The sequence below is a fragment of the Streptomyces tuirus genome, assembly GCF_014701095.1.
Lineage (GTDB): Bacteria > Actinomycetota > Actinomycetes > Streptomycetales > Streptomycetaceae > Streptomyces > Streptomyces tuirus.
Genome location: NZ_AP023439.1, coordinates 7017481 through 7038564, shown reverse-complemented (window position 1 = coordinate 7038564; position 21084 = coordinate 7017481). Strand labels below are relative to the sequence as shown.

The 21084-nt window shown below is 72.5% G+C and carries 20 protein-coding genes and 1 pseudogene; 12 read left to right on the top strand and 9 right to left on the bottom strand.

Annotation, left to right across the window (positions count from 1 at the left end):
- The first annotated feature begins 306 nt into the window (after positions 1 to 306).
- The 8 genes from IGS69_RS31950 to IGS69_RS31915 all read left to right on the top strand — a co-directional run bounded on the left by IGS69_RS31950 (position 307) and on the right by IGS69_RS31915 (position 7148).
- Entirely contained in the window at positions 307 to 705 is a 399-nt protein-coding gene (locus IGS69_RS31950; RefSeq protein ID WP_385863963.1) for a MarR family winged helix-turn-helix transcriptional regulator, read from the top strand.
- A gap of 85 nt (positions 706 to 790) precedes the next feature.
- Complete coding sequence (locus IGS69_RS31945) at positions 791 to 1396, top strand: sulfite oxidase-like oxidoreductase (RefSeq protein WP_190903924.1); 606 nt, start codon at positions 791 to 793, stop codon at positions 1394 to 1396.
- 7 nt (positions 1397 to 1403) lie between these two features.
- A complete protein-coding gene (locus tag IGS69_RS31940; RefSeq protein ID WP_190904735.1) occupies positions 1404 to 2159 on the top strand; it encodes a ferredoxin reductase in 756 nt (251 codons plus the stop codon).
- A gap of 199 nt (positions 2160 to 2358) precedes the next feature.
- Positions 2359 to 2940 carry an Rv1733c family protein gene (locus IGS69_RS31935; protein WP_190904734.1) on the top strand — a complete coding sequence of 194 codons (582 nt, stop codon included), beginning with the start codon at positions 2359 to 2361 and terminating at the stop codon, positions 2938 to 2940.
- Between the two features lie 143 nt (positions 2941 to 3083).
- The gene (locus IGS69_RS31930) at positions 3084 to 4052 is read left to right on the top strand and encodes an acetylxylan esterase (protein WP_190903923.1); all 969 of its coding nucleotides are present in this window, start codon (positions 3084 to 3086) and stop codon (positions 4050 to 4052) included.
- A 112-nt stretch (positions 4053 to 4164) separates the two neighbouring features.
- Complete coding sequence (locus tag IGS69_RS31925) at positions 4165 to 5331, top strand: serine hydrolase domain-containing protein (RefSeq protein ID WP_190903922.1); 1167 nt, start codon at positions 4165 to 4167, stop codon at positions 5329 to 5331.
- A 130-nt stretch (positions 5332 to 5461) separates the two neighbouring features.
- Positions 5462 to 6271: a GntR family transcriptional regulator gene (locus IGS69_RS31920; protein ID WP_190903921.1), complete on the top strand. Its 810-nt coding sequence runs from the start codon at positions 5462 to 5464 to the stop codon at positions 6269 to 6271.
- A 55-nt stretch (positions 6272 to 6326) separates the two neighbouring features.
- Entirely contained in the window at positions 6327 to 7148 is an 822-nt protein-coding gene (locus tag IGS69_RS31915; RefSeq protein WP_190903920.1) for an alpha/beta fold hydrolase, read from the top strand.
- Between the two features lie 21 nt (positions 7149 to 7169).
- Here IGS69_RS31915 and IGS69_RS31910 read toward each other — a convergent pair whose 3' ends face one another.
- Positions 7170 to 7895: a class I SAM-dependent methyltransferase gene (locus tag IGS69_RS31910; RefSeq protein ID WP_190903919.1), complete on the bottom strand. Its 726-nt coding sequence runs from the start codon at positions 7893 to 7895 to the stop codon at positions 7170 to 7172.
- A gap of 4 nt (positions 7896 to 7899) precedes the next feature.
- Positions 7900 to 8463 (bottom strand): PadR family transcriptional regulator, encoded by a 564-nt coding sequence (locus tag IGS69_RS31905; protein ID WP_190903918.1) that lies wholly within the window; start codon positions 8461 to 8463, stop codon positions 7900 to 7902.
- A gap of 69 nt (positions 8464 to 8532) precedes the next feature.
- Between IGS69_RS31905 and IGS69_RS31900 the strand changes: the two genes are divergently transcribed.
- The 4 genes and pseudogenes from IGS69_RS31900 to IGS69_RS34875 all read left to right on the top strand — a co-directional run.
- A complete protein-coding gene (locus IGS69_RS31900) occupies positions 8533 to 8931 on the top strand; it encodes a nuclear transport factor 2 family protein (RefSeq protein WP_190903917.1) in 399 nt (132 codons plus the stop codon).
- A gap of 70 nt (positions 8932 to 9001) precedes the next feature.
- Positions 9002 to 9829 (top strand): class I SAM-dependent methyltransferase, encoded by an 828-nt coding sequence (locus IGS69_RS31895; RefSeq protein WP_190903916.1) that lies wholly within the window; start codon positions 9002 to 9004, stop codon positions 9827 to 9829.
- A 260-nt stretch (positions 9830 to 10089) separates the two neighbouring features.
- A complete protein-coding gene (gene rho / locus IGS69_RS31890; RefSeq protein ID WP_190903915.1) occupies positions 10090 to 11232 on the top strand; it encodes a transcription termination factor Rho in 1143 nt (380 codons plus the stop codon).
- Between the two features lie 225 nt (positions 11233 to 11457).
- A pseudogene (locus IGS69_RS34875) lies at positions 11458 to 12294 on the top strand (D-alanyl-D-alanine carboxypeptidase family protein); the annotation flags it as partial.
- A gap of 59 nt (positions 12295 to 12353) precedes the next feature.
- Here the strand turns inward: IGS69_RS34875 and IGS69_RS34870 are convergent.
- The 7 genes from IGS69_RS34870 to IGS69_RS31855 form a co-directional block, all read right to left on the bottom strand.
- Positions 12354 to 13739, bottom strand: a complete 1386-nt coding sequence (locus IGS69_RS34870) for a glycosyltransferase 87 family protein (protein ID WP_232543694.1) — start codon at positions 13737 to 13739, stop codon at positions 12354 to 12356.
- A complete protein-coding gene (gene mptB, locus IGS69_RS31880; protein ID WP_190903913.1) occupies positions 13736 to 15130 on the bottom strand; it encodes a polyprenol phosphomannose-dependent alpha 1,6 mannosyltransferase MptB in 1395 nt (464 codons plus the stop codon). Before mptB ends, IGS69_RS34870 begins: the two co-directional genes overlap by 4 nt.
- A 172-nt stretch (positions 15131 to 15302) precedes the next feature.
- Positions 15303 to 16235: a glutaminase gene (locus IGS69_RS31875; protein ID WP_190903912.1), complete on the bottom strand. Its 933-nt coding sequence runs from the start codon at positions 16233 to 16235 to the stop codon at positions 15303 to 15305.
- Positions 16236 to 16270: 35 nt separating this feature from the next.
- The gene (aspA, locus tag IGS69_RS31870) at positions 16271 to 17680 is read right to left on the bottom strand and encodes an aspartate ammonia-lyase (RefSeq protein WP_190903911.1); all 1410 of its coding nucleotides are present in this window, start codon (positions 17678 to 17680) and stop codon (positions 16271 to 16273) included.
- Positions 17681 to 17817: 137 nt separating this feature from the next.
- Entirely contained in the window at positions 17818 to 18834 is a 1017-nt protein-coding gene (locus tag IGS69_RS31865; protein WP_190904733.1) for an asparaginase, read from the bottom strand.
- A 32-nt stretch (positions 18835 to 18866) separates the two neighbouring features.
- The gene (locus tag IGS69_RS31860) at positions 18867 to 20309 is read right to left on the bottom strand and encodes an amino acid permease (protein ID WP_190903910.1); all 1443 of its coding nucleotides are present in this window, start codon (positions 20307 to 20309) and stop codon (positions 18867 to 18869) included.
- Complete coding sequence (locus tag IGS69_RS31855; RefSeq protein ID WP_190904732.1) at positions 20306 to 20983, bottom strand: FadR/GntR family transcriptional regulator; 678 nt, start codon at positions 20981 to 20983, stop codon at positions 20306 to 20308. The genes IGS69_RS31860 and IGS69_RS31855 overlap by 4 nt, the downstream gene beginning before the upstream one ends.
- Positions 20984 to 21084: the final 101 nt, after the last annotated feature.

The window sequence follows — 21084 nt, the reverse complement described above, 5'->3', positions numbered from 1 at the left end:
AGCCCAGAGCCTTTCGGGAACCGAAGGGCGCTCCAGCGATCGCCTACGGCCGGCGATCCGCGCGACGTCGAGAGGAGAGCACCCGAGCTGACACAGCGGTAATGGGTCTCACCTCCTCGGTTCCGGCGGCCGGGTCCCTGCCCGGCCGGACGGCAACCCTACCCCGAGGGGCCGGCCGACGGGTACGGCGAGGTGATGCCGTGCGGGCGAGTGGTTGGGCTATGCAACCATGGAGGGGTCGAGCAGTACCGTGGTGAGGGAGGTCCCGTGCACACCGCCGACGCCGTCGAGACCATCCAGCGGGAGATGACGGTCTTCGCCCGCCGCGCCCGGGCCGCCGCCGGCCGGATGCACCCCGAGCTGTCGCTGGTGTCGTACACGCTGCTCGGGCATCTGGAGGAGATCGGCGGCTGCCGGGCCACCGATCTGGCCGCCCACTACGCCCTGGACAAATCCACCGTCAGCCGCCAGGTGACCGCCCTGGAGCGCGCCGGCCTCGTCGAGCGCCGCCCCGACCCGGCGGACCAGCGCGTCCAGGTGCTGCACCTGACGCGGGCCGGGCGGCACATCCTGGCCCAGGTCACCGAGAGCCGGCGGGCGGCGTTCCGGGAGCGCCTGGCCGACTGGCCGGCGGAGGATCTGAGCCGCTTCGCCGAGTACCTCGTGCGCTACAACGCCTGGCCGGGCCCCGGCCGGGAGGAGTAGGCCGCACCCCCCTTACGGTTGAATACGCAATCACTGATCATCCGGTCCGGCGGGCACCGCCGGACCGGCCCGGAGGCACCACCGCATGAACACCACCCGAGGCTTCACCGGGCGCCCGCGCGTCGCCGATCCCGGCCTGCCGCCCGGCCAGTACGACGCGGGCGACGACTGGCCCGTCCTGTCCGCCGAGGTCACTCCCGAGCTGGCACCCGCCGACTGGACCTTCCGCGTCGACGGGCTGGTGGCCGAACCCCGCACCTGGGACTGGGAGGAGGCGCACCGGCTGCCCCCGTCGGCGTACGAGGGCGCCATCCACTGCGTGACGAGCTGGTCGAAGTTCGGGGTGCGGTTCGCGGGAGTGTCCCTGGACGCGTTCCTGGACGTGGTCCGGCCCCATGAGTCGGCCACCCATGCCGTCGCCTACTCGCACACCGGCTACACCGCGAGCCTCCCGCTGGCCGACCTGACCGGCGGGCGCGCCTGGATCGCGTGGGAGTGCGACGGCAGGCCGCTCGCCCCCGAGCACGGCGGCCCGGCGCGGCTGGTGGTGCCGCACCTGTACTTCTGGAAGAGCGCCAAGTGGATCGCGGGCCTGCGGATCCTCGACCACGACGAGCCGGGCTTCTGGGAGAAGAACGGCTATCACGAGCGGGGCAACCCGTGGGAGGAGCAGAGGTACTCCGGTGACTGAGACCGCCGTGACGGGCACCTTCGTGCCTCCGACCCGGTTCGCCGTGCCCGGGCGGATCGCCGTGAGCGAGCAGGCCGCCTCCCAGTGGCAGACCGCCACGGTCACCGAGATCCGCCGCGAGACCCCCCGTGCCGCCACCTTCCGGCTGGCCGTGCCCGGCTGGCCGGGCCATCTGCCGGGCCAGCACCTGATGGTGCGGCTGACCGCCGAGGACGGCTACGCGGCCCAGCGGCACTACTCGATCGCGTCCGCGCCGGACGACTCCGGGCATGTCGAGCTGACCCTGGATCACGTGGAGGGCGGAGAGGTCTCGGGCTGGTTCCACACCGTCGCCCGGCCCGGCGACCGGCTCGAGGTGCGGGGCCCGGTCAGCGGCTTCTTCGCCTGGCCGGGCGACCGGCCCGCGCTGCTCGTCGGCGCCGGCTCCGGCGTCGTACCGCTGATGTCGATGATCCGGCACCACCGGGCCCGGAACCTGACCGTGCCGCTGCGGCTGCTGGTGTCCGCGCGCAGCCCCGAGGAGCTCGTCTACGCCCGGGAGTTCGGCGCGGAGACGACGTCGGTCTTCACCCGGAGCGCGCCCGCGGGGACGGCGGTCGGACGTATGGCGGCCGCACATGTGGCGCCGCTCCTGGCCGAGCAGCCCCCCGGTGGGTGGGAGGCCTATGTGTGCGGCTCCAACTCCTTCGCCGAGCACGCGTCCCGGCTGCTCGTGACGGCCGGTCAGCCGGTGGACCGGATCCGCATCGAGCGTTTCGGCTGACTCCGGTTTCGTCGCGCCCGTCCCGGGCACCCAGCCGCAGGCCGCTCCCGCCGCGTATACGGCCGCGGAGCGATCGATGTGCGCCTCAGGGGGTACCCCGACCATGGAGGCACTCGCACGCGTGCGTGATGCGGAGGGAGCGGCGGCGCACCGCACGGCCGGTTCGTCCCTCGGTCGCGGTGACGGCGAGGAGGTGGGCATGCGTACCCGGGTGCGCGGCTGGCGTTGGCGGCGCAGTCCGCTGCGACGCCGGTCGGATGTCGTTGAAGCGTGGACGGTGCTGGTGGTCGCCGTCCTCGTCCTCGTGGGCGCGCCCCTGGCCGGGGCGGCCGCCGCCTGGTGGGCCCATGACGAGGCGCGGTCGGTGGCGGCGGAGCAGCGGGCCGAGCGGCATCGCGTCCGGGCCGAGGTGATCGGCACCACCGACTCGCTGCCGTCGGTGCAGGCCGGCGGGCAGCACGCGTACCGGGCGACGGTGCGCTGGACCGAACCGGACGGAAGCCGGCGCACCGCGACGACACGGGTCCCGGCGGACACCCGGCGGGGCGAGACCGTGGACGCCTGGTTCGACGACCGGGGGCGGAATGTCCTGCCGCCGGTGGACAGGTCGGCGGTCTGGCAGCACACCCTCACCATCGGTACCTGCGCCGCGGGCGGTGCGGTGCTCGTGGTGCTCTTCGGCCACTCCTTGGTACGGAGGGTGGCCCTGCGGCGCCGGATGGCGGAGTGGGACCGGGCCTGGGCCCGTACGGAACCGGAGTGGACGCACCGCCGCGCATGAGACGCGGTAAGGCCCCCTCCGGGGCACGCACCCGTGAACTACGGGTGCCCCGGCACAAATCCCTGGCCGGTCCTCCAATCACTCACATAGTGTGATCATCCACACTGCCCCCGTAGCTGCTCCTCACTCAAAGGCGGCCCTGCATGGCCCTGTTCGACCTTCCTCTCGACGAACTCCGCGAGTACCGCAGCGCGGCCACCGAGCCCGAGGACTTCGACGCGTTCTGGTCCAAGACCCTCCAGGAGGCGCGCGTTCACGACCTGGACGCCCGCTTCGAACCGTTCGACACGGGCCTGTCCACCGTCCAGGTGTTCGACGTGACGTACGCCGGCTTCGGCGGTCATCCGGTCAAGGGCTGGCTGACGCTCCCGGCCGGGGCGCAGGAACCGCTGCCGCTGGTCGTGGAGTTCATCGGCTACGGCGGCGGGCGCGGGCTGCCCCACGAGCATCTGCTGTGGGCGTCCTCGGGCCGGGCGCACTTCGTGATGGACACCCGGGGGCAGGGCAGCGCCTGGGGCGGGGGCGGCGGCACGGCGGACCCGGTGGGCGGGGCGCCCGCGTACCCCGGTTTCATGACCCGCGGCATCGACGACCCGGAGAACTACTACTACCGCCGGGTCTACACGGACGCGGTGCGTGCCGTCGAGGCGGCCCGTTCGCATCCCCTCACCGACCCGGCGCGCACGGTGGCCGTCGGTTCCAGCCAGGGCGGCGGCATCACCATAGCCGTGGGAGGCCTGGTCCCGGACCTGGCGGGCATCGCGCCGGACGTGCCGTTCCTGTGCGACTTCCCGCGCGCGGCGACGATCACCGACCGGCACCCGTACCGGGAGATCGGCCTCTACCTCAAGACGCACCGCGGCCGCACCGAGGACGCCCTGCGCACGGTGTCGTACTTCGACGGCGTCCATTTCGCCGCCCGTGGCCGCGCCCCCGCGCTCTTCTCGGCCGCCCTGGAGGACCAGACCTGCCCGCCCTCGACCGTCTTCGCGGCCTTCAACGCCTGGGACCACGAGGACAAGTCGATCGAGGTCTACGACTTCAACGACCACGAGGGCGGTGGCCCCTACCAGCAGGCGGCCAAGCTGCGCTGGATGCGCTCGTACATCTGATCCGGCCGTTCGAGCGTCGGCGGGCTTCCACCCGGTCCGACCAGTCGGTACGTTCTTCGCGCCCGGGCCGCGACGCGGCGTCCCGGGCCCGGGACGGTCGGCGGAGGGGCTCATGTCCGAGAACGAGGCACAGGTGCACGGTCACTGCGACGCGCGGTTCGCCGCGGTTCGCGAGGCGTTCGAGGAGAACTTCCGGGAGCGGGGCGAACTGGGCGCCGCGGTGGCCGTCACCGTCGGCGGCGAGACCGTGGTGGATCTGTGGGGCGGCTGGGCGGACGCGGCCCGCTCCCGGCCGTGGGAGCGGGACACGCTGGTGAACGTGTGGTCCACGACCAAGGGTCCGGTGGCGCTGTGCGCGCACCTCCTCGCCGACCGCGGGCTGCTGGACCTGGACGCGCCGGTGGCCGGGTACTGGCCCGAGTTCGCCGCGGCGGGCAAGGAGAAGGTCCTCGTACGGCATCTGCTGTCCCACCGCGCCGGTCTGGCCGGCCTGCGGGAGCCGCACTCGCTGGAGCAGCTCTGCGACTGGGAGCTGACGACACAGCGGCTCGCGGCGACCGCGCCGTGGTGGGAACCGGGCACCCGGTCCGGCTACCACGCGCTGACCTACGGCCATCTGGTCGGCGAGGTCGTACGGCGGGTGTCGGGGCTGCGGCCGGGCGCCTTCCTGGCGCGGGAGGTGACGGGGCCGCTCGGCATCGACTTCGGCATCGGTCTGCCGGAGCGGGACTACGGCCGGGCGGCCGAGCTGGTCCAGCCGGCGGTCACCACGAGCAGTGAACAGGCAGCCGTTTTCGCCCAGTTGGCGCCCGCGGCCGTCGCCGCGCTGACCAACCCGGCGGTGTCCGCCGACGGGGCCAACACCCCCCGGTGGCGGGCCGCCGAGATCCCGGCGGCGAACGGGCACGGCACCGCGCGTGCGGTGTCCGCGCTCTACGGCGTCTTCGCGGGACGCGGTGCCCACGCAGGCCTCCGTCTGCTGTCCCCCGAGTCCGCCGAGCGGGTGCGCGAGGGGCAGGGCTCTTGCCGGGACCTGGTGCTCGGCGCCGGGTTCGAGCACGAGACGGAGGTGGGGCTCGGGCTCTGGCTCAGCGGCCCTGACGGCTCGTACGGGCCCAACCCGCGCGCTTTCGGACACGACGGCTTCGGCGGCTCCTGCGGGCTCGCCGACCCGGAGGCAGGGGTGTCCCTCGGCTATGTGATGAACCGGATGGGGCCCCGTATCGCCAACGACCCGCGGAAAATGGCCCTGGTGGACGCCCTGTACGGCGCGCTGTGAGGGCGGGCGCGGGCGGGCCGGTTTCGGCCGAACCGCCCGGCCGCCCTTCCCAGCTGGTTTAGACCAATGCTAGATCTGGTGGCGCACCGAGCCCGCACGGCTACCGAACGTCACCCACAGGAGGGGCGGCATGGCCCGCACCACCCCGCACGATCCCCCGCCGACCGAGGCGGAGCCCCTGTACCGCAGGATCGCCACGGAGCTACTCGGCGAGCTGCGCGACGGCACCATCCCGCCCGGTGAACGGCTGCCGAGCGAACGGCGGTTGGCAGGTCACCTGGGAGTCAGCCGGGAGACCGTACGGCAGTCGCTGGAGCTGCTCCGCCGCGACGGCCTGGTCACCACCGACCGGCGCGGCAGCCACGCCACCCTGCCCGGCCTGCCGGTCGAGACCCCGGCGTCGCTCACCTTCCCGGTCGGCGCGGACCCCGCGGCCCCGGGTGGCGTCGCCCGCGCCACCGTGACCTGGGAGGCTCCCTCACCGGACCACGCCGAGGCCCTGGGGCTGGAGCCCGGCCGCCCGACCCTGATCCACCGCTACCGCTACGCGACCACCGACGGGCAGGGCCTGCGGAGCGCCGTGACATCGTTCTCCGCCGTGGCGCTGGCGGAGGTGGAGGAGCTGGCCCGCTACCGCGACCGCGCCGACGGCACCGCCGCCGCGCAGCTGCGCCGGGCCTACGACTGGATGCGCCGGGCCGGTCTGACCCTCCACCACCGCGACGCCATCAGCCGCCTCGCGAGCGTCCCGTCGGTACGGGTCACCCGGCAGGTGCACGACCAGTACGCGCGCCCGCTGGAGATCACCGACCTCGTGGTGGACGCCCAACGGGAGGCGCTGGTCTACGAGTTCACCCTGCCGAGCCGCGCGGCGGCGCACCCGTCCGACCGTCGTCCATCACCCGTTCGGCGGACTGCTGACGCGGGCTCCCGGAGATGACGGAGATCATCGAGACACGGTACGGCTCCCCCAGGCGACCCCCGAGAGGATCCCCATGACCATGTTCACGACCTCCGACGGCACCGAGCTCTACTACAAGGACTGGGGCGCGGGGCAGCCCGTGGTGTTCAGCCACGGCTGGCCCCTCAACGCCGACGCGTGGGACGGGCAGGCCCGGCTGGTCGCCGAGCACGGTTTCCGGGCGGTCGCGCACGACCGCCGCGGACACGGCCGCTCGGGCCAGCCGTGGCAGGGCAACCACATGGACCGGTACGCCGACGACCTGGCCGAGCTGATCGAGGCACTGGACCTCACCGACGCGGTCCTGGTGGGCCACTCCACCGGCGGCGGGGAGGTGGCCCGCTACATCGGGCGGCACGGGACGGCGCGGGTCGCCAAGGTCGTGCTGCTCGGTGCGGTGCCGCCGCTGATGCTGCGGACGGAGGCCAATCCGGAGGGCACACCGAAGGACGCCTTCGACGGGATCCGCGCCGGGGTCGCGGCGGACCGCTCGCAGTTCTACTGGGAGCTGAGCGAGGCCTTCTACGGCTTCAACCGGCCCGGCGCCGCCGTGTCGGAGGGCGTGCGGCGGGCGTTCTGGATGTGGAGCATGCAGGCCGGCCTGAAGGGCGCCTACGACTGCGTCGCGCAGTTCTCGGAGACCGACTTCACCGAGGACCTGCGGCGCATCGACGTGCCGACGCTCGTCGCACACGGGGACGACGACCAGATCGTGCCGATCGCCGCCTCGGCCCACCGGACCTCCCAGCTCGTCAAGGACGCGACGCTGAAGGTGTATCCGGGCGCCCCGCACGGCCTGGTCGGCGACTTCGAGAAGGCGTTCAACGACGATCTGCTGAACTTCCTCCGAGGCTGAGCGGCGCCCCGGTTTCAGGGCCTAGCCCGGCAGCCGGGCCGTGACCAGCCGCACCCGGGGGCTGCCGTCCGACCGCCGCCCGAACTCCGGCAGCGGCTGGAGCTCGACCCGGAATCCGGCAGCCCCGAGTTCGCGCTGTACGTCCCCGAGGCGGAACGCGCGGTAGTACATGACGAAGTCGGGCCGCCAGAGCGCGTTGCGCACCCGCATCACGGTGTCGAAGCCCAGCAGCGTCCAGTAGCTTCGCGAGCCCGGGCGGGGCGGGGCGGCCAGCGGGAAGGCGAAGGTGCCGCCCGGCCGCAGGACGGACCGGACCTGTGCGAACAGCCCGGGCAGTTCGCGGGGCAGGAAGTGGCCGAAGGCCCCGAAGCTCACCACCAGGTCGAAGGCGGGGCCGAAGGGCAGGGCGCGGGCGTCGGCCCGGACCCAGGAGACCTGCGGGCCGCGCACCCGCACTCGCTCCCGGGCGACGCCGAGCATGCCCGCGCTGAAGTCCACGCCGGTGACGCGCTCCCGGCACACCCGCTCCAGCACCCCGACGCCCGCGCCGGTGCCGCAGCACAGATCGAGCCCGGCGTCGAAGGGCCCCGTCCGCCGCAGCGCCGACCCGACGGCGTCGAGGACGCCGTCGGATGTCCGGAAGGGCGTGTGGTCGAATTTCGGCGCGAGGAGGTCGTAGCCGCGCTCGACGGACGACAGCGCCTGGACGGCGAGTTCGCGCAGACTGGGGCCTTCGGGGCTGAACATCGGCTCAGCCTAGGGGAGTCCGCTGCTTCAGGACGGTGAGTACGCGCTCGCACCAGCGGAGGTTCTCCTCCTCGAAGCCGATGCCTCCCATCAGGGTGAGGTAGGGACCCACGCGGTCGGTCTCCCGGAGGTACTCCTCCTCGCTGCGGCCCGCCAGGAGGCGCTCGCGCACCCGCCGGTAGCGGGCGAGCTTGCCGCGCGCCCACGCCTCGCGCTCCTCGACCAGCGCCCGGGTCGCGTCCGGGTCCGCGCCGTCCATGGCCTGGATCTTGATGAGGAGTTCGTCGCGGATGGCGGTGGGCCGCCGGGGCGGCGCGGCGGCGAACGCCCTCAGGTCCTCGCGGCCTGCCTCGGTCAGCGTGAACATGCGCTTGTCGGGGCGGCGTTCCTGGCGCACCACCCTGGCCTCGATCAGGCCGTCCCGCGCGAGGCGCTCCAGTTCGCGGTAGAGCTGCTGCGGGGTCGAGGCCCAGAAGTTGGCCAGCGACACGTCGAAGACCTTCGACAGCTCGTACCCCGAGGCCTCGCCCTCCAGGAGCGCAGCGAGCACGGCGTACTTGAGAGACATGTGGACACCGTACCAACGGGTGACTAATCTACGCCGCACCTACTCAACAAATTGACTAAGGCGGTTTCGATGCGTGCATTCCGTGAGGCGGTCGAGAAGCTCGACCTCGACGCCGCCGAGGCGCTGCTGGCGCCGGACGTCGTCTTCACCAGCCCGGTCGTGTTCAAGCCGTACGCCGGGAAGGCGATCACGGCCGCGATCCTGCGGGCCGTCTCCAAGGTCTTCCAGGACTTCCGCTACGTGCGCGAGATCAACGACGCGAACGGCCGCGACCACGCCCTGGTCTTCACCGCGCGCGTGGGTGACCGGGAGATCAACGGCTGCGACTTCATCCATCTCGACGAGAACGGGCTCATCGACGAATTCACGGTGATGGTGCGCCCGTTGTCGGGGGCCCAGGCCCTCGCGGCCGCCATGGGCGAGCAGTTCGAGCGGATCGCCGAGGAGGCGCGCGCCCGCTCGAACTGACCGATTCCTCCGGAGATTCGTTTCCCGCGTTCTCCCGGCGCCCGCGGCCGGTTCAGGGTTGGATGTCCCCATGACGTCCGCCGAGCACGACCGGCTCATGCGGGCCAACCAGGCCAACTGGGACGCCCGCACGCCCGTCCATCTCGCCAGCCGCTTCTACGGCCTCGACCAGGACCTCGATCCCGAGCGCTGGTTCGCCCCGTTCGAGTGGGAGGACCTCGGCGAGCTGGCCGGGCGTGACGTGCTGCACCTGCAGTGCCACCTCGGCACGGAGACCATCGCTTTCGCACGGCGCGGCGCCCGGGCCGTCGGCCTCGACTTCTCCGCCGCGTCCGTGGCGGCCGCCCAGGACATCGCGGCGAAGGCCGGCGCGGACGTGACGTACGTCCGGGCGAACGTGTACGACGCCGTCGAGGCCCTGGGCGGGCGGCGGTTCGACGTCGTCTACACCGGCAAGGGCGCCCTGTGCTACCTCCCCGACCTGGACCGGTGGGCGCAGACCGTCGGCCGCCTCCTGCGGCCTGGCGGCCGGCTGTACGTCGTCGAGTTCCATCCCCTGCTCAACGCGCTCGGACCGAAGCCCGCCCCGGGCGAGGGACCCGAACTGCTCCTGCGCCACGACTACCTGGGCGGCGCCGGACCGGTGCACCGCGACGGGACCCACACCTACACCGACGGCCCGGCCGTCCAGGGCGCCACGGACAGCTACGAGTGGATGCACGGAATGGGCGAGGTCCTCAACGCGTTGACGGATGCGGGGCTCGCGGTGCGGCGGCTGCGGGAAGGCGAGGAACTTCCCTGGCCGCGCTGGCCGCAGATGGTCCGTACGCAGTCCGGCTGGTGGCGCCTGCCCGAGCCGCGGATCCCGTTGCTGTACGGGCTGCTGGCCACGAGCTGAGACAGCTCCCCGAGGTATCAGGCCCTCATCCGCCGCTTTCGGTGGTACATTGCCAGAAGCACTCGTGCACGCCCCTCTTTGCGGGCGCCGGTGCCGTTCTTCACCTCTCTCCTTCATTTCCAGCACCACGACGTGATCGTCGTACCCGAGGTGCTGTTCCCCCGCCGCCCGGAAGCGCGCCACAGGCCCTCCCTTCGCGGCACTCCTCCCTTCCCTTCGCACGTCTCATGCCTGCCGTCCGTGAAAGGACACCCACCACCATGACCACCACACTCGAAAACCCACTTGTACAGCAGCAGTCCCCCGCCCGGGCCGTGTCCGGGGTCCTGGACATCGACGCTAACGGCAAGGGGCACCTGCGCGGTGAGAACTGCCTGCCCACGCCCGCCGACACCGCGGTGTCCCCCGCGCTGATCCACCGGTACGGCCTGCGCAAGGGCGATCTCGTCGAGGGCGTGACCGGCGACCGGCGCGGCCTGACCGAGGTCGCACGCATCGACGGCCGTACGCCCGGAGATCTGCGCGGTCGGCGCCACTTCCGGGACCTGACACCGCTGCACCCGCACGAGCGGCTGCGGCTCGAGCACCCCGCCGCCGGACTGGCCGGGCGCGTCGTCGACCTGATCGCACCCGTCGGCAAGGGCCAGCGCGGGCTCCTCGTGGCCCCGCCCAAGACCGGCAAGACCGTCCTCCTCCAGCAGCTCGCCGCCGCCGTCACCGGCAACCACCCCGAGTGCCGGCTGATGATGCTGCTGCTCGACGAGCGGCCCGAGGAGGTCACCGACATGCGGCGCTGTGTGCGGGGCGAGGTGTACGCCTCGACCTTCGACCGCAGCGCCAGGCAGCACATCGCCCTCGCCGACCTGGTGATCGAGCGCGCCAAGCGGCTCGTGGAGGCCGGTGAGGACGTGGTCGTCCTCCTCGACTCGCTGACCCGGCTGTGCAGGGCGCACAACAACGCGGCCGCATCCGGTGGGCGCATCCTCACCGGGGGCGTCGACGCGTCCGCGGTGACCGGCCCCAAGCGGTTCTTCGGCGCCGCCCGGTCGGCCGAGGAGGGCGGTTCCCTCACGATCCTCGCGACCGCCCTGGTGGAGACCGGCTCCCGCGCCGACGGCTTCTACTTCGAGGAGCTGAAGGGCACCGGCAACATGGAGCTCCGCCTGAGCCGGGACCCGGCGTCGCGCCGTGTGTTCCCGGCCGTCGACATCACCCTCTCCGGCACCCGCCGCGAGGAACTCCTGCTTTCGCAAGCCGAGTTGGCCGCTGTCCGCGGACTGCGGCGCGTGCTGCAGGGCCGGGACGGGCAGGGCGGTCTGGAGACCCTGCTGGAGCGGATGCGCGAGACGCCGGACAACGCGACGTTCCTGCGGCGGATCCAGCCGACGCTGCCCTCGGGCTGACGCGGCCGCGTCCCCTACGGGGTCACCGAGCAGCCGAGGACGCGTCCGTCCACGGTGCCGATCAGCCGGGACTCCACGACCGCGTGGCAGCGCAGATCCGCCCGGACCGTAGACACCCACCCGGCCGCCACCCGTCGGGCACGGGGATCATCCATCCGGGTGCTAGCGCGTGGAGTGCGGCCCCGTCGTCGCCTCGCGGAGCATCTCCGTTCCTACGTTGATCGTATGATCATCGGATTCTCTTCCCGGGTGGCCGTGTCGGCCGGTGCGCTCTGCGTGGCGGGGCTGCTGGCGCTGACGCCCACGGCGATGGCCGACCCCGGTGGGGCGGAGCCCACTCCGCCGGGTGGGCCGAGGGCCGCCGCCCCGCACCCCTCGCTGCTGTACCGACCCGGCACCCAGGTCCGCCCGCGCACCGGAGTGGCTCGCCTTCCGAAGCTCTCCGCACGGTCCTGGCTGGTGGCCGACGCCCGTACGGGGGAGGTGCTCGCCGCCCACAACGCGCACCGCAAGCTGCCTCCGGCCAGCACCCTCAAGACCCTGTTCGCCCTCACCGTGCTGCCCGGGCTGCCGGCGGGCGTCCGGCACACCGTCCGCGAGCCGGAGCTTCGGGGCATCGGAGCCGGCAGCAGCCTGGTCGGGGTCGCCGAGGGCCGCACCTACCGGATCTCCGATCTGTGGCGCGGGGTCTTCCTCAACTCGGGCAACGACGCCGTGCACGTCCTGGCCGAGCTCAACGGCGGCTGGCGGGTCACCGCCCAGCGGATGCAGGCCAAGGCCCGGTCCCTCGGCGCCCGCGACACCCACGTGGTGTCCCCCGACGGCTACGACGCACCGGGACAGGTGTCGTCGGCGTACGACCTGGCCGTGTTCGGCCGGGTCGGGCTGCGCAACCCCGACTTCGCCCGGTACTGCGCCACCGTCGAGGCCAGGTTCCCCGGCGGCGGCAACTGGTCGTACCCGATCCTCAACACCAACCGGCTGCTGAGCGGCGCCAACGGGGTGAAGCCGTACCGGGGGCTGATCGGCATCAAGAACGGCTACACCTCCAAGGCGGGCAGCACCCTCGTCGTCGCGGCGCGCCGCGACGGGCGCACCCTGGTCGTGACGGTGATGAACCCTCAGAAGGGCGGCGGGTCCGCCGTGTACGAGGAGGCCCGTTCGCTGCTCGACTGGGGCTTCAAGTCGGCCGGGAGGGTCGAGGCGGTGGGCTCGCTCGGTGCGCCGGGCACATCCGCGCGGCCCGCCGCGACGACACCGCCCGCGGTCGCGGCCGCCGTACCGGAGGAGCACGGGTCCTTCTGGACGGAAGCGGGGATGATCGCCGGTGCCGCCGGCACGGGCGCGGCGGTCGTGGTGCTGGTGCTGCGGGTTCCGGTCCGCAGACCCCGGCGGAGCTGACCGACGGGCAGCCACAGCAGCAGACCCAGGGTGATCCAGGCATAGGCGTTGCTGCCCAGGAACCCGTCGACACCGGACGCGTCGTCGAACCACAGCCACACCACGCTCGTGCACAGCACGGCGTACAGGACGCCCGCGACCCGGAGGCGCCCCGCGCGGACCAGCACGGCGAAGGCCGGAAGCAGCCACACGAGATGGTGCACCCAGGTGATCGGGCTGACGAGACAGGCGGCGAGACCGGTCAGGGCGAACGCCGCCGTCCAGTCCCCCGCCGCGACCGCCCGGCGGGCCCGCACCGCCCACACGCCGAGGATCAGCAGCACCGCCAGGGCCCACACCGCACGGTCCGGTTCGCCGAGCCGGGCCAGGATGCCCTGCACCGACTGGTTCGAGACGTAGCCGAGGCGTCCCACGCGGTTGGTGTCCCACAGCGCCTCGGTCCAGTAGAAGCGCGAGGCGTCCGGGTCCACGCAGGCCGCGACGGCCGTGGCGCCGAGGGCCACCGCCGTCGCGAGCGCCGCCGCGCGCCGGCGTCCGGCCACCAGCAGCAGAGCGATGAAGAGCGCGGGGGTGAGTTTGACCGCCGCCGCGAGACCGATGCCGACGCCCGCCAGACGTCCGCGCCCGCCGGCGAGCAGCGTCGCGTCGGTGAGGACGAGCGCCAGCAGCAACAGATTGACCTGGCCGAAGCTGAGAGTGTCGCGAAGCGGTTCGAACAGGGCGAGCAGACAGGCGGTCAGCGCCCAGCCGAACCAGCCGTGGCGCCGCCAGTCACGTCCGGCGAGCAGCCGCAGGATCACGGCCAGCGCGGCCAGGTTGAGCAGCAGGGCCGCGACGATCGCGGTGTGCGGACCCAGCAGCGCCATCGGCAGCATGGCGACCGCGGCGAACGGCGGGTAGGTGAAGCCGTACGCCGTGCCGGGCACCCGGTAGTCGTAGATGCGGCCGCCGTGGTGGACCCAGGAGTCGATGCTGCCGTAGTAGACGCGCAGGTCGAACCAGTCGCGCAGCAGCGGCACGGTCGCGGTGAAGACCGTCACCAGTGTGGCGAGGGCGAGCACCAGCAGCAGCCGGCCCCGGTCGGTGCGGGGCAGGGCCGGGGTCATGCCGCGCGTCCCAGCGCCGGGGCGAGTTCGGCCTGGTGGGCCTGCCACAGCACGACGACGGCGAGTGCGCCGCCGGAGACGGCCAGCACGAGTTGCCCCGTGTCGGCCGGGCCGCCGCTGGGCAGCACGCTCAGCGCGAGCACGCCGGTGACGGCCGCCGTGCGGTGGCGTACGGACGTACTGGGTGCGGCGGCGGCGATGAGGAACAGGCCCCACAGGGCGTACCAGGGGCGGATCGCGGGCCCGAGCGCGGCCACCGCCGCCAGGGACAGGCCGAGCGCGTACACCGGCCTGAGGCGCAGCCGCAGCCAGATCAGCGCGATCGCGAGCACGGCGGTCACGATGCCCAGGGCGTGCCAGGCGGGGATCGCCAGGGGCGCGAGATCGCTGCCGAGGCGCTCCAGCAGGGCCCGGGTGACGCGGCCGAGGAGGGTGGTCAGCGCCCAGTTCTGGGGGGAGACGGGGGTGTTCAGGGCGCCGATCCAGCCGTATCCGGTGCCGGCGACGGCCGTCGCGGCGACGGTGGTCCCCGCCGCCGCGACGGTGGTCGTCGCGAGAGCCTTCGCCGGGCTGCGGCCCGCGCGCACCTGGAGGGCGGCGACGGCGGCGAGACCGAGCACGGCGGGCGCCTTGACCAGGGCGGCGAGGGTGACGAGGACGGCCCCGAGGACCGGCCACCGGCCGAGCGCTGCGACCAGACCGACGCCGAGCAGGCCGAGCATGACGGCGTCGTTGTGGGCGCCCGCGACCAGGTGCAGCAGGACGAGCGGGTTGAGGGCGCCCAGCCACAGCGCGGCGGACGGATCGGCGCCGCTGTGCCGGGCGAGGCGGGGCAGAGCGGCCGCCATCAGGGCCACACCGGCCAGGGCGACGAGCCGCATCCCGAGGAGTCCGGCGGGCAATTCGCCGCGGGTCAGGCCCGACAGCGCCGCCGCGACGGCGAGGAAGACCGGCCCGTACGGGGCTGCGGTGTGCCGCCAGAGCGGGGCGACCTCCTCGGCGAGCGGACCGCCGAGGCGGGCAGGCCCGTGCGCGTAGACGTCCAGGTGCGCCTCGACCATCGCCCCCTGGGCGAGGTAGCTGTAGACGTCCCGGCTGAACAGCGGCGGGGCGAGGAGCAGCGGGGCCGCCCAGGTGGCGAGGACGAGCAGCAGGGAGCGGGGCTCCGGTGGTCTCGGCCCGCGGACCAGCCGCCCCAGCTGCAGCCAGGCCGCGATCAGCAGGACGACGCCGAAGTACACACCGACCAGGCCGAGGGCGGCGCGGGCGGAGGCCGGGTGGAGGAGGTCCTCCACGGGCAGGGCGCCGGCCGTCTCACCGCCCAGGGCGAGGCAGGCGGTACCGGCCAGACCGGGTATCTGACAGCGGCGGAGATCGACGGGGAAAGCCATGGCCAACACTCGGGCAGCGTGTCAACGGCGGATGGCCGGCAGGGGAAGCGCCCCTCTCCGCGGGGCGGCCTGCTCGTGACCGGCCGGTGATCACGGACCGCCGAGTTCCCATCGGGGCGGCAGTCCTGCCGGCACCGGTGCACCGACGGACGGCGGCCGGCACACCGGGTGGTCAGAACACCGACAGACCCGTCAGGGTCGTGAAGCGGTCGAGCGCTGCCACGCCCGCCACCGAGTTGCCCCGCTCGTCGAGGCCCGGGCTCCACACGCACAGGGTGCAGCGGCCGGGCACGACCGCGATGATGCCGCCGCCGACGCCGCTCTTGCCGGGCAGGCCCACGCGGTAGGCGAAGTCGCCCGCCGCGTCGTAGGTGCCGCAGGTCAGCATGATCGCGTTGATCTGCTTGGCCTGGCTGCGGGTGAGCAGGCGGGTGCCGTCGGCGCGGATGCCGTGCCGGGCCAGGAAGCTCGTGGCGAGGGCGAGATCGGCGCAGGAGGCGGCGACGGAGCATTGCCGGAAGTACTGCTCCAGGAGCGTCGGGACGGGGTTGTCGATGTTGCCGTAGGACGCCATGAAGTGGCCGAGCGCGGCGTTGCGGTCGCCGTGCGCGGTCTCGGACGCGGCGACCTCCTGGTCGAAGCCCAGGCCGGGGTTGCCGCTCTCCGCCCGCAGGAACGCCAGCAGTTCGCCCGAGGCGTCGCCGGTACGGGTGTGCAGCCGGTCGGTGACGACGAGGGCGCCCGCGTTGATGAACGGGTTGCGCGGGATGCCGTTCTCGTACTCCAGCTGGACGAGGGAGTTGAAGGGGTTGCCGGAGGGCTCGCGGCCCACGTGCTCCCACAGGGCGTCGCCCTCTCGGGACAGGTCGAGGGCGAGGGTGAAGACCTTGGTGAGGGACTGGGCGGAGAACGGCTGCCGCCAGTCCCCCACCCCGTACACCGTGCCGTCGAGGCCGGCGACGGCCATGCCGAAGCTGCGCGGGTCGCAGGCTGCGAGCGCCGGGATGTAGTCGGCGGGCCTGCCGCGGCCGGGGGTCCGCTCGATCTCCTCGGCGATGCGCTCCAGGACCGGCTGGAAGGCCGTCGTCGACGTCATGATCGCCATTGTCCCTCCGCCGGTCCCGGTGCGCGCTTGGTGGGTCAGGCCGGTGCCTGGCCGCTGCCTGCCAGGACCTCGGGGCGCAGCAGGCCGGCGAGTGTCCCGGCGGGGAGCAGACCCTTCTCCAGGACCAGTTCGGCGACGCCCCGGCCGGTGGCGAGGGCCTCCTTGGCGATGTCGGTCGCGGCGGTGTAGCCGATGTGCGGGTTGAGGGCGGTGACCAGGCCGATGGGGTTCTCGACGCTGGTGCGCAACGCCTCGGTGTTGGCGGTGATGCCGGACACGCAGCGCTCGGCCAGGGTCAGGCACGCGCTCTGCAGATGCGTGATGGACTCCGACAGGGAGTGCAGGATGATCGGCTCGAAGGCGTTGAGCTGGAGCTGTCCGGCCTCGGCGGCCATGGTGATGGTGACGTCGTTGCCGATGACCTCGAAGGCGACCTGGTTGACGACTTCGGGTATGACCGGGTTGACCTTGCCGGGCATGATGGACGAACCGGCCTGCACGGGCGGCAGGTTGATCTCGCCGAGCCCTGCGCGCGGGCCGGAGGACAGCAGTCGCAGGTCGTTGCAGCTCTTGGAGAGCTTGACCGCGATGCGCTTGAGCACTCCGGACATCTGCACGAAGGCGCCGCAGTCCTGGGTCGCCTCGACCAGGTTGGCCGCGGTGACCAGGGGCAGGCCCGTGATGGCCGCGAGGTGGCGGCGGGCCGCTTCCGCGTATCCGGCGGGGGCGTTGAGGCCGGTGCCGATCGCGGTGGCGCCGAGGTTGATCTCATGGATCAGCTGGACGGCCTCGGCGAGCCGGGCCCGGTCCTCGTCCAGCATGACGGCGTACGCGGAGAACTCCTGGCCCAGGGTCATGGGCACCGCGTCCTGCAACTGGGTGCGGCCCATTTTGAGCACGTCGCGGAACTCGACGGCCTTGTGGGCGAACGTGTCCTGCAGGACGGACATCGCGTCGAGCAGCCCGCGCACGGCGAACACCGTCGCGATCTTGACGGCGGTCGGGTAGACGTCGTTGGTGGACTGGCCGAGGTTGACGTCCTCGTTGGGGTGCAGGAACCCGTACTCGCCCTTGGCGTGGCCGAGCAGTTCCAGGGCCCGGTTCGCCACGACCTCGTTGGCGTTCATGTTGGTGGAGGTGCCGGCGCCGCCCTGGACGACGTCCACGACGAACTGGTCGTGCAGCTTGCCGTCGCGGATCTCCCGGCAGGCCTCGACGATCGCGGCGGCCTTCTTCGGGTCCAGCAGACCGAGTTCCTCGTTGGCGAGGGCGGCGGCCTCCTTGACGGCGGCGAGGGCGTCGATCAGGTGCGGGTAGGCGGAGATGGGCATGCCCGTGATGGGGAAGTTCTCCGTGGCCCGCAGGGTGTGCACACCCCAGTACGCCTCGGCGGGAACGTCACGGTCACCGAGCAGATCGTGCTCGGAGCGGGTGGCGGCGGTCATGAGGGGGAGGGTCCTCTTTCTGCGTGAACTGAGGGTGGATGCACGCCCTTCAGGGGCGCGGGGAACTGCGCGAACAACCACGGACGGCCGTCGGACCGTCGACGACGGGCGGTCCCCCGTCGGTATGCGGCCCAGCGCTACGGGTGAGCCGTCGCCGGAAGAGGATCCAGGGCACGCACCACCCGTACCGACCCCACCGGCTCCCCGCCCCCGAGCAGGGGTTCACCCGCGAACTCGGCGAGAAGCCCCGGCTCGACACCGGCCCAGGCCAACCCGGCGGCAGCCACCGGCACCCGCGCCCGATTCGCCCCGTCCGCGATCTTCACCGCAACGGCCCGCCCATCGGCCAGCGCGGCGACCTGCACACCCTCGAACCCGTCCTTGGACAGCAGCCCCGGCACGGCCCGCATCAGCGCGGCGACGTCCCGCCCGGACCCGGAGGCCATCTCCGCGTGCTCGCGCATGGCGTCGGCGACCCGGGCCTCGGGCGTGCCCGGCGCGGCCGTGGCGATCCGGGCGGTGGCCCGGGCGAGGCCGTGCAGGGAGATGGAGAACAGGGGCGCGCCGCAGCCGTCGACGGACACCCGGGCGACGCGCTGCCCGGTGAGGTCCTCGACGATCTCGGCGATGGCCTGCTGGAGGGGGTGGCCGGGGTCGAGATAGTTCTCCAGGGGCCAGCCGTTGAGGGTGCAGGTGTAGAGCATCGCCGCGTGCTTGCCGGAGCAGTTCTGGGCGAGCCGTGAGGGCAGCCGACCCTCGCGCACCCAGGCGTCCCGGACGACCGGGTCGAACGGCAGGTCCGGGACGTTGCGCAGGTGCTCCTCGGTGAGTCCGGCGAGTTCGAGGATGCGCCGGGTGCCGGCGAGGTGGCGTTCCTCGCCGGAGTGGCTGGCCGCCGTCAGGGACAGCAGCTCGCCGTCGAGCGGCAGCCCGGCCCGGACCATGGCCACGGCCTGGACGGGCTTGATCGCGGAGCGCGGGTAGAAGGCGGCCTCGATGTCTCCGATCTGGAGCCGGACCTCTCCGTCGGCGTCGAGGACGACGACGGAGCCGTAGTGGATGCCTTCGACGATTCCGCCACGGATGAGGTGGGCGACGGGGGCGTGGACGGGTTCACGGACAAGGGGTGCGTCCGCGGGTGAACTGCTGAACATCACTGCCTGCTTCTCCTGGAGCGGCGCGTTCGTCACGCGTCGGCTCCGGTGGTGGACTTGCGCGCGGTACGGCCGCGGATGCCGAACCATCCGGCGACCAGTGCCCCGACGATCAGCGGCAGGCACAGCACGGTGGTGCGTCCCGCGCCGCCGTCGGCGTACATGAGGACCAGGACGGAGGCGAGGAAGGCCAGCGTCACGATCTCGGTCCAGGGGGAGCCCGGAAGCCGGTAGCCCGGGCGGGTCAGCTCGCCCCTCTGGGTCTTCTGCCAGAAGAGGAGGTGACAGATCATGATCATGCCCCAGGTGGCGAGGATGCCGATCGCGGCGAAGTTCAGCACGATCTCGAACGCCTCGGCGGGCACGACGAAGTTGAGGCCGACGCCCAGGACGCAGATGCCGCTGGTGAGCAGGATGCCGCCGTAGGGGACCTGGCTGCGGCTCATCACGGAGGTGAACTTCGGCGCGGATCCGGCCATGGCCATGGAGCGCAGGATGCGGCCGGTGGAGTAGAGGCCGGAGTTGAGGGAGGACATGGCGGCCGTGAGGACGACGAGGTTCATCACGCCGCCCGCCGCCGGGACCCCGATGTTGGACAGCACCGTCACGAAGGGGCTCTCCCCGGCGGTGTACTTGTTCCAGGGCAGCAGCATCGACAGCAGCACGACCGAGCCGACGTAGAACACGCCGACGCGCCACATGATCGAGTTGATCGCCTTCGGCATGATCTTCTCGGGGCTCTCGGTCTCACCGGCGGCGACGCCGACCAGCTCGACGGAGGCGTAGGCGAAGACGACGCCCTGGATGATCAGCAGCATGGGCAGCAGGCCGTGCGGGAAGACGCCGCCGCTGTCGCCGATCAGGGACGGGCCCGGGGTGTGGCCGTCGACGGGGTGCTGGGTGACCAGCAGGAAGATGCCGATGCACATGAAGACGACCAGTGCGCCGACCTTGACGATCGCGAACCAGAACTCCAGCTCGCCGAAGATCTTCACCGAGATCAGGTTGACGGTGAGGACGACCGCCAGCGCGATCAGCGCGATCACCCACTGCGGTATGTCGGAGAACATGCCCCAGTAGTGGGTGTAGGTGGCGACGGCGGTGATGTCGGCGATGCCGGTGGTCGCCCAGTTCAGGAAGTACATCCAGCCGGCGGTGTAGGCGCCCTTCTCCCCCATGAACTCGCGTGCGTAGGAGACGAAGGCGCCGGAGGAGGGCCGGTACAGCACGAGTTCGCCGAGAGCGCGTACGACGAGGAAGGCGAAGAGGCCGCAGACGGCGTAGGCGATGAAGAGGGAGGGCCCGGCGTCGGCGAGGCGGCCGCCGGCGCCGAGGAAGAGACCGGTGCCGATGGCTCCGCCGATGGCGATCATGTTGACGTGCCGGGACTTCAGGGACTTGCTGTAGCCCGCGTCTCCGGCATCGACATGGACGGAACGTTTCTGCACCTCGTTCTGCAGGGACTGCTCACTCACGCCTCGGGTCCGCCTTCCGTGGGGGTCTCCGTGCGCGACGAGCGCACGATGTCGGTGAGGGTGGTCTCGACGCGGTCCAGATGGTGGGCCATGGCCTCCACCGCGTCGTTCTCGGAACCGTCGATCAGCGCCTCGACGATCGCCCGGTGCTCGCGGTTGGACTGCTCGCGGCGGCCGCCCAGCTCGTTGAGGAAGGCGGACTGGCGGGCCAGTGCGTCCCGGATCTCCTCGATGACCCGGCGGAAGACCGGGTTCTGGGCGGCCTCGGCCACGGCGAGGTGGAACAGCGTGTCCATGGCGACCCAGGCGGTGGTGTCCGTCTCCCGCTCCATCCGGTCCAGGATGTGGGACAGATGGTCGAGGTTCTCCGGCGTGCGGCGCCGGGCCGCGTACCCGGCGACCGGGATCTCGACGTGGCGCCGCACCTCCAGCAGGTCGCTGGCCGCGTAGTCGCCGAAGGTGGGGTCCTCGACGGTGCCGGCGACGACGAAGGTGCCCTTACCGGTCCTGGACACAGTCAGACCCATGGTCTGCAGCGCCCGCAGCGCCTCGCGCAGCACCGGCCGGGAGACCTCGAGGGTGCGGCACAGTTCCGCCTCGGAGGGGAGCTTGTCGCCGATGGCGTACTCGCCCCGCTCGATGGCGTCGCGCAGGTACGCCAGCACCGCTTCCATGGCACTGACGCGTCGCACGGGCTGTCCGGCTGTCCGGCTGTCTGACAGGTTCACGGGAGAGATACTCCGGTCGGCGGAAGCTGCTGTCAAGGGCCGCCCCA

Coding starts and splice junctions, on each gene's coding strand:
- IGS69_RS31895 (WP_190903916.1), top strand. CDS start 9,002: ATGACGTCCGCCGAGCACGACCGGCTCATGCGGGCCAACCAGGCCAAC.
- IGS69_RS31945 (WP_190903924.1), top strand. CDS start 791: ATGAACACCACCCGAGGCTTCACCGGGCGCCCGCGCGTCGCCGATCCC.
- IGS69_RS31915 (WP_190903920.1), top strand. CDS start 6,327: ATGACCATGTTCACGACCTCCGACGGCACCGAGCTCTACTACAAGGAC.
- IGS69_RS31910 (WP_190903919.1), bottom strand. CDS start 7,895: ATGTTCAGCCCCGAAGGCCCCAGTCTGCGCGAACTCGCCGTCCAGGCG.
- IGS69_RS31900 (WP_190903917.1), top strand. CDS start 8,533: ATGCGTGCATTCCGTGAGGCGGTCGAGAAGCTCGACCTCGACGCCGCC.
- IGS69_RS34870 (WP_232543694.1), bottom strand. CDS start 13,739: ATGACCCCGGCCCTGCCCCGCACCGACCGGGGCCGGCTGCTGCTGGTG.
- IGS69_RS31905 (WP_190903918.1), bottom strand. CDS start 8,463: ATGTCTCTCAAGTACGCCGTGCTCGCTGCGCTCCTGGAGGGCGAGGCC.
- mptB (WP_190903913.1), bottom strand. CDS start 15,130: ATGGCTTTCCCCGTCGATCTCCGCCGCTGTCAGATACCCGGTCTGGCC.
- IGS69_RS31925 (WP_190903922.1), top strand. CDS start 4,165: ATGTCCGAGAACGAGGCACAGGTGCACGGTCACTGCGACGCGCGGTTC.
- IGS69_RS31930 (WP_190903923.1), top strand. CDS start 3,084: ATGGCCCTGTTCGACCTTCCTCTCGACGAACTCCGCGAGTACCGCAGC.
- rho (WP_190903915.1), top strand. CDS start 10,090: ATGACCACCACACTCGAAAACCCACTTGTACAGCAGCAGTCCCCCGCC.
- IGS69_RS31875 (WP_190903912.1), bottom strand. CDS start 16,235: ATGGCGATCATGACGTCGACGACGGCCTTCCAGCCGGTCCTGGAGCGC.
- IGS69_RS31855 (WP_190904732.1), bottom strand. CDS start 20,983: ATGGAAGCGGTGCTGGCGTACCTGCGCGACGCCATCGAGCGGGGCGAG.
- IGS69_RS31920 (WP_190903921.1), top strand. CDS start 5,462: ATGGCCCGCACCACCCCGCACGATCCCCCGCCGACCGAGGCGGAGCCC.
- IGS69_RS31935 (WP_190904734.1), top strand. CDS start 2,359: ATGCGTACCCGGGTGCGCGGCTGGCGTTGGCGGCGCAGTCCGCTGCGA.
- IGS69_RS31865 (WP_190904733.1), bottom strand. CDS start 18,834: ATGTTCAGCAGTTCACCCGCGGACGCACCCCTTGTCCGTGAACCCGTC.
- IGS69_RS31950 (WP_385863963.1), top strand. CDS start 307: ATGACGGTCTTCGCCCGCCGCGCCCGGGCCGCCGCCGGCCGGATGCAC.
- aspA (WP_190903911.1), bottom strand. CDS start 17,680: ATGACCGCCGCCACCCGCTCCGAGCACGATCTGCTCGGTGACCGTGAC.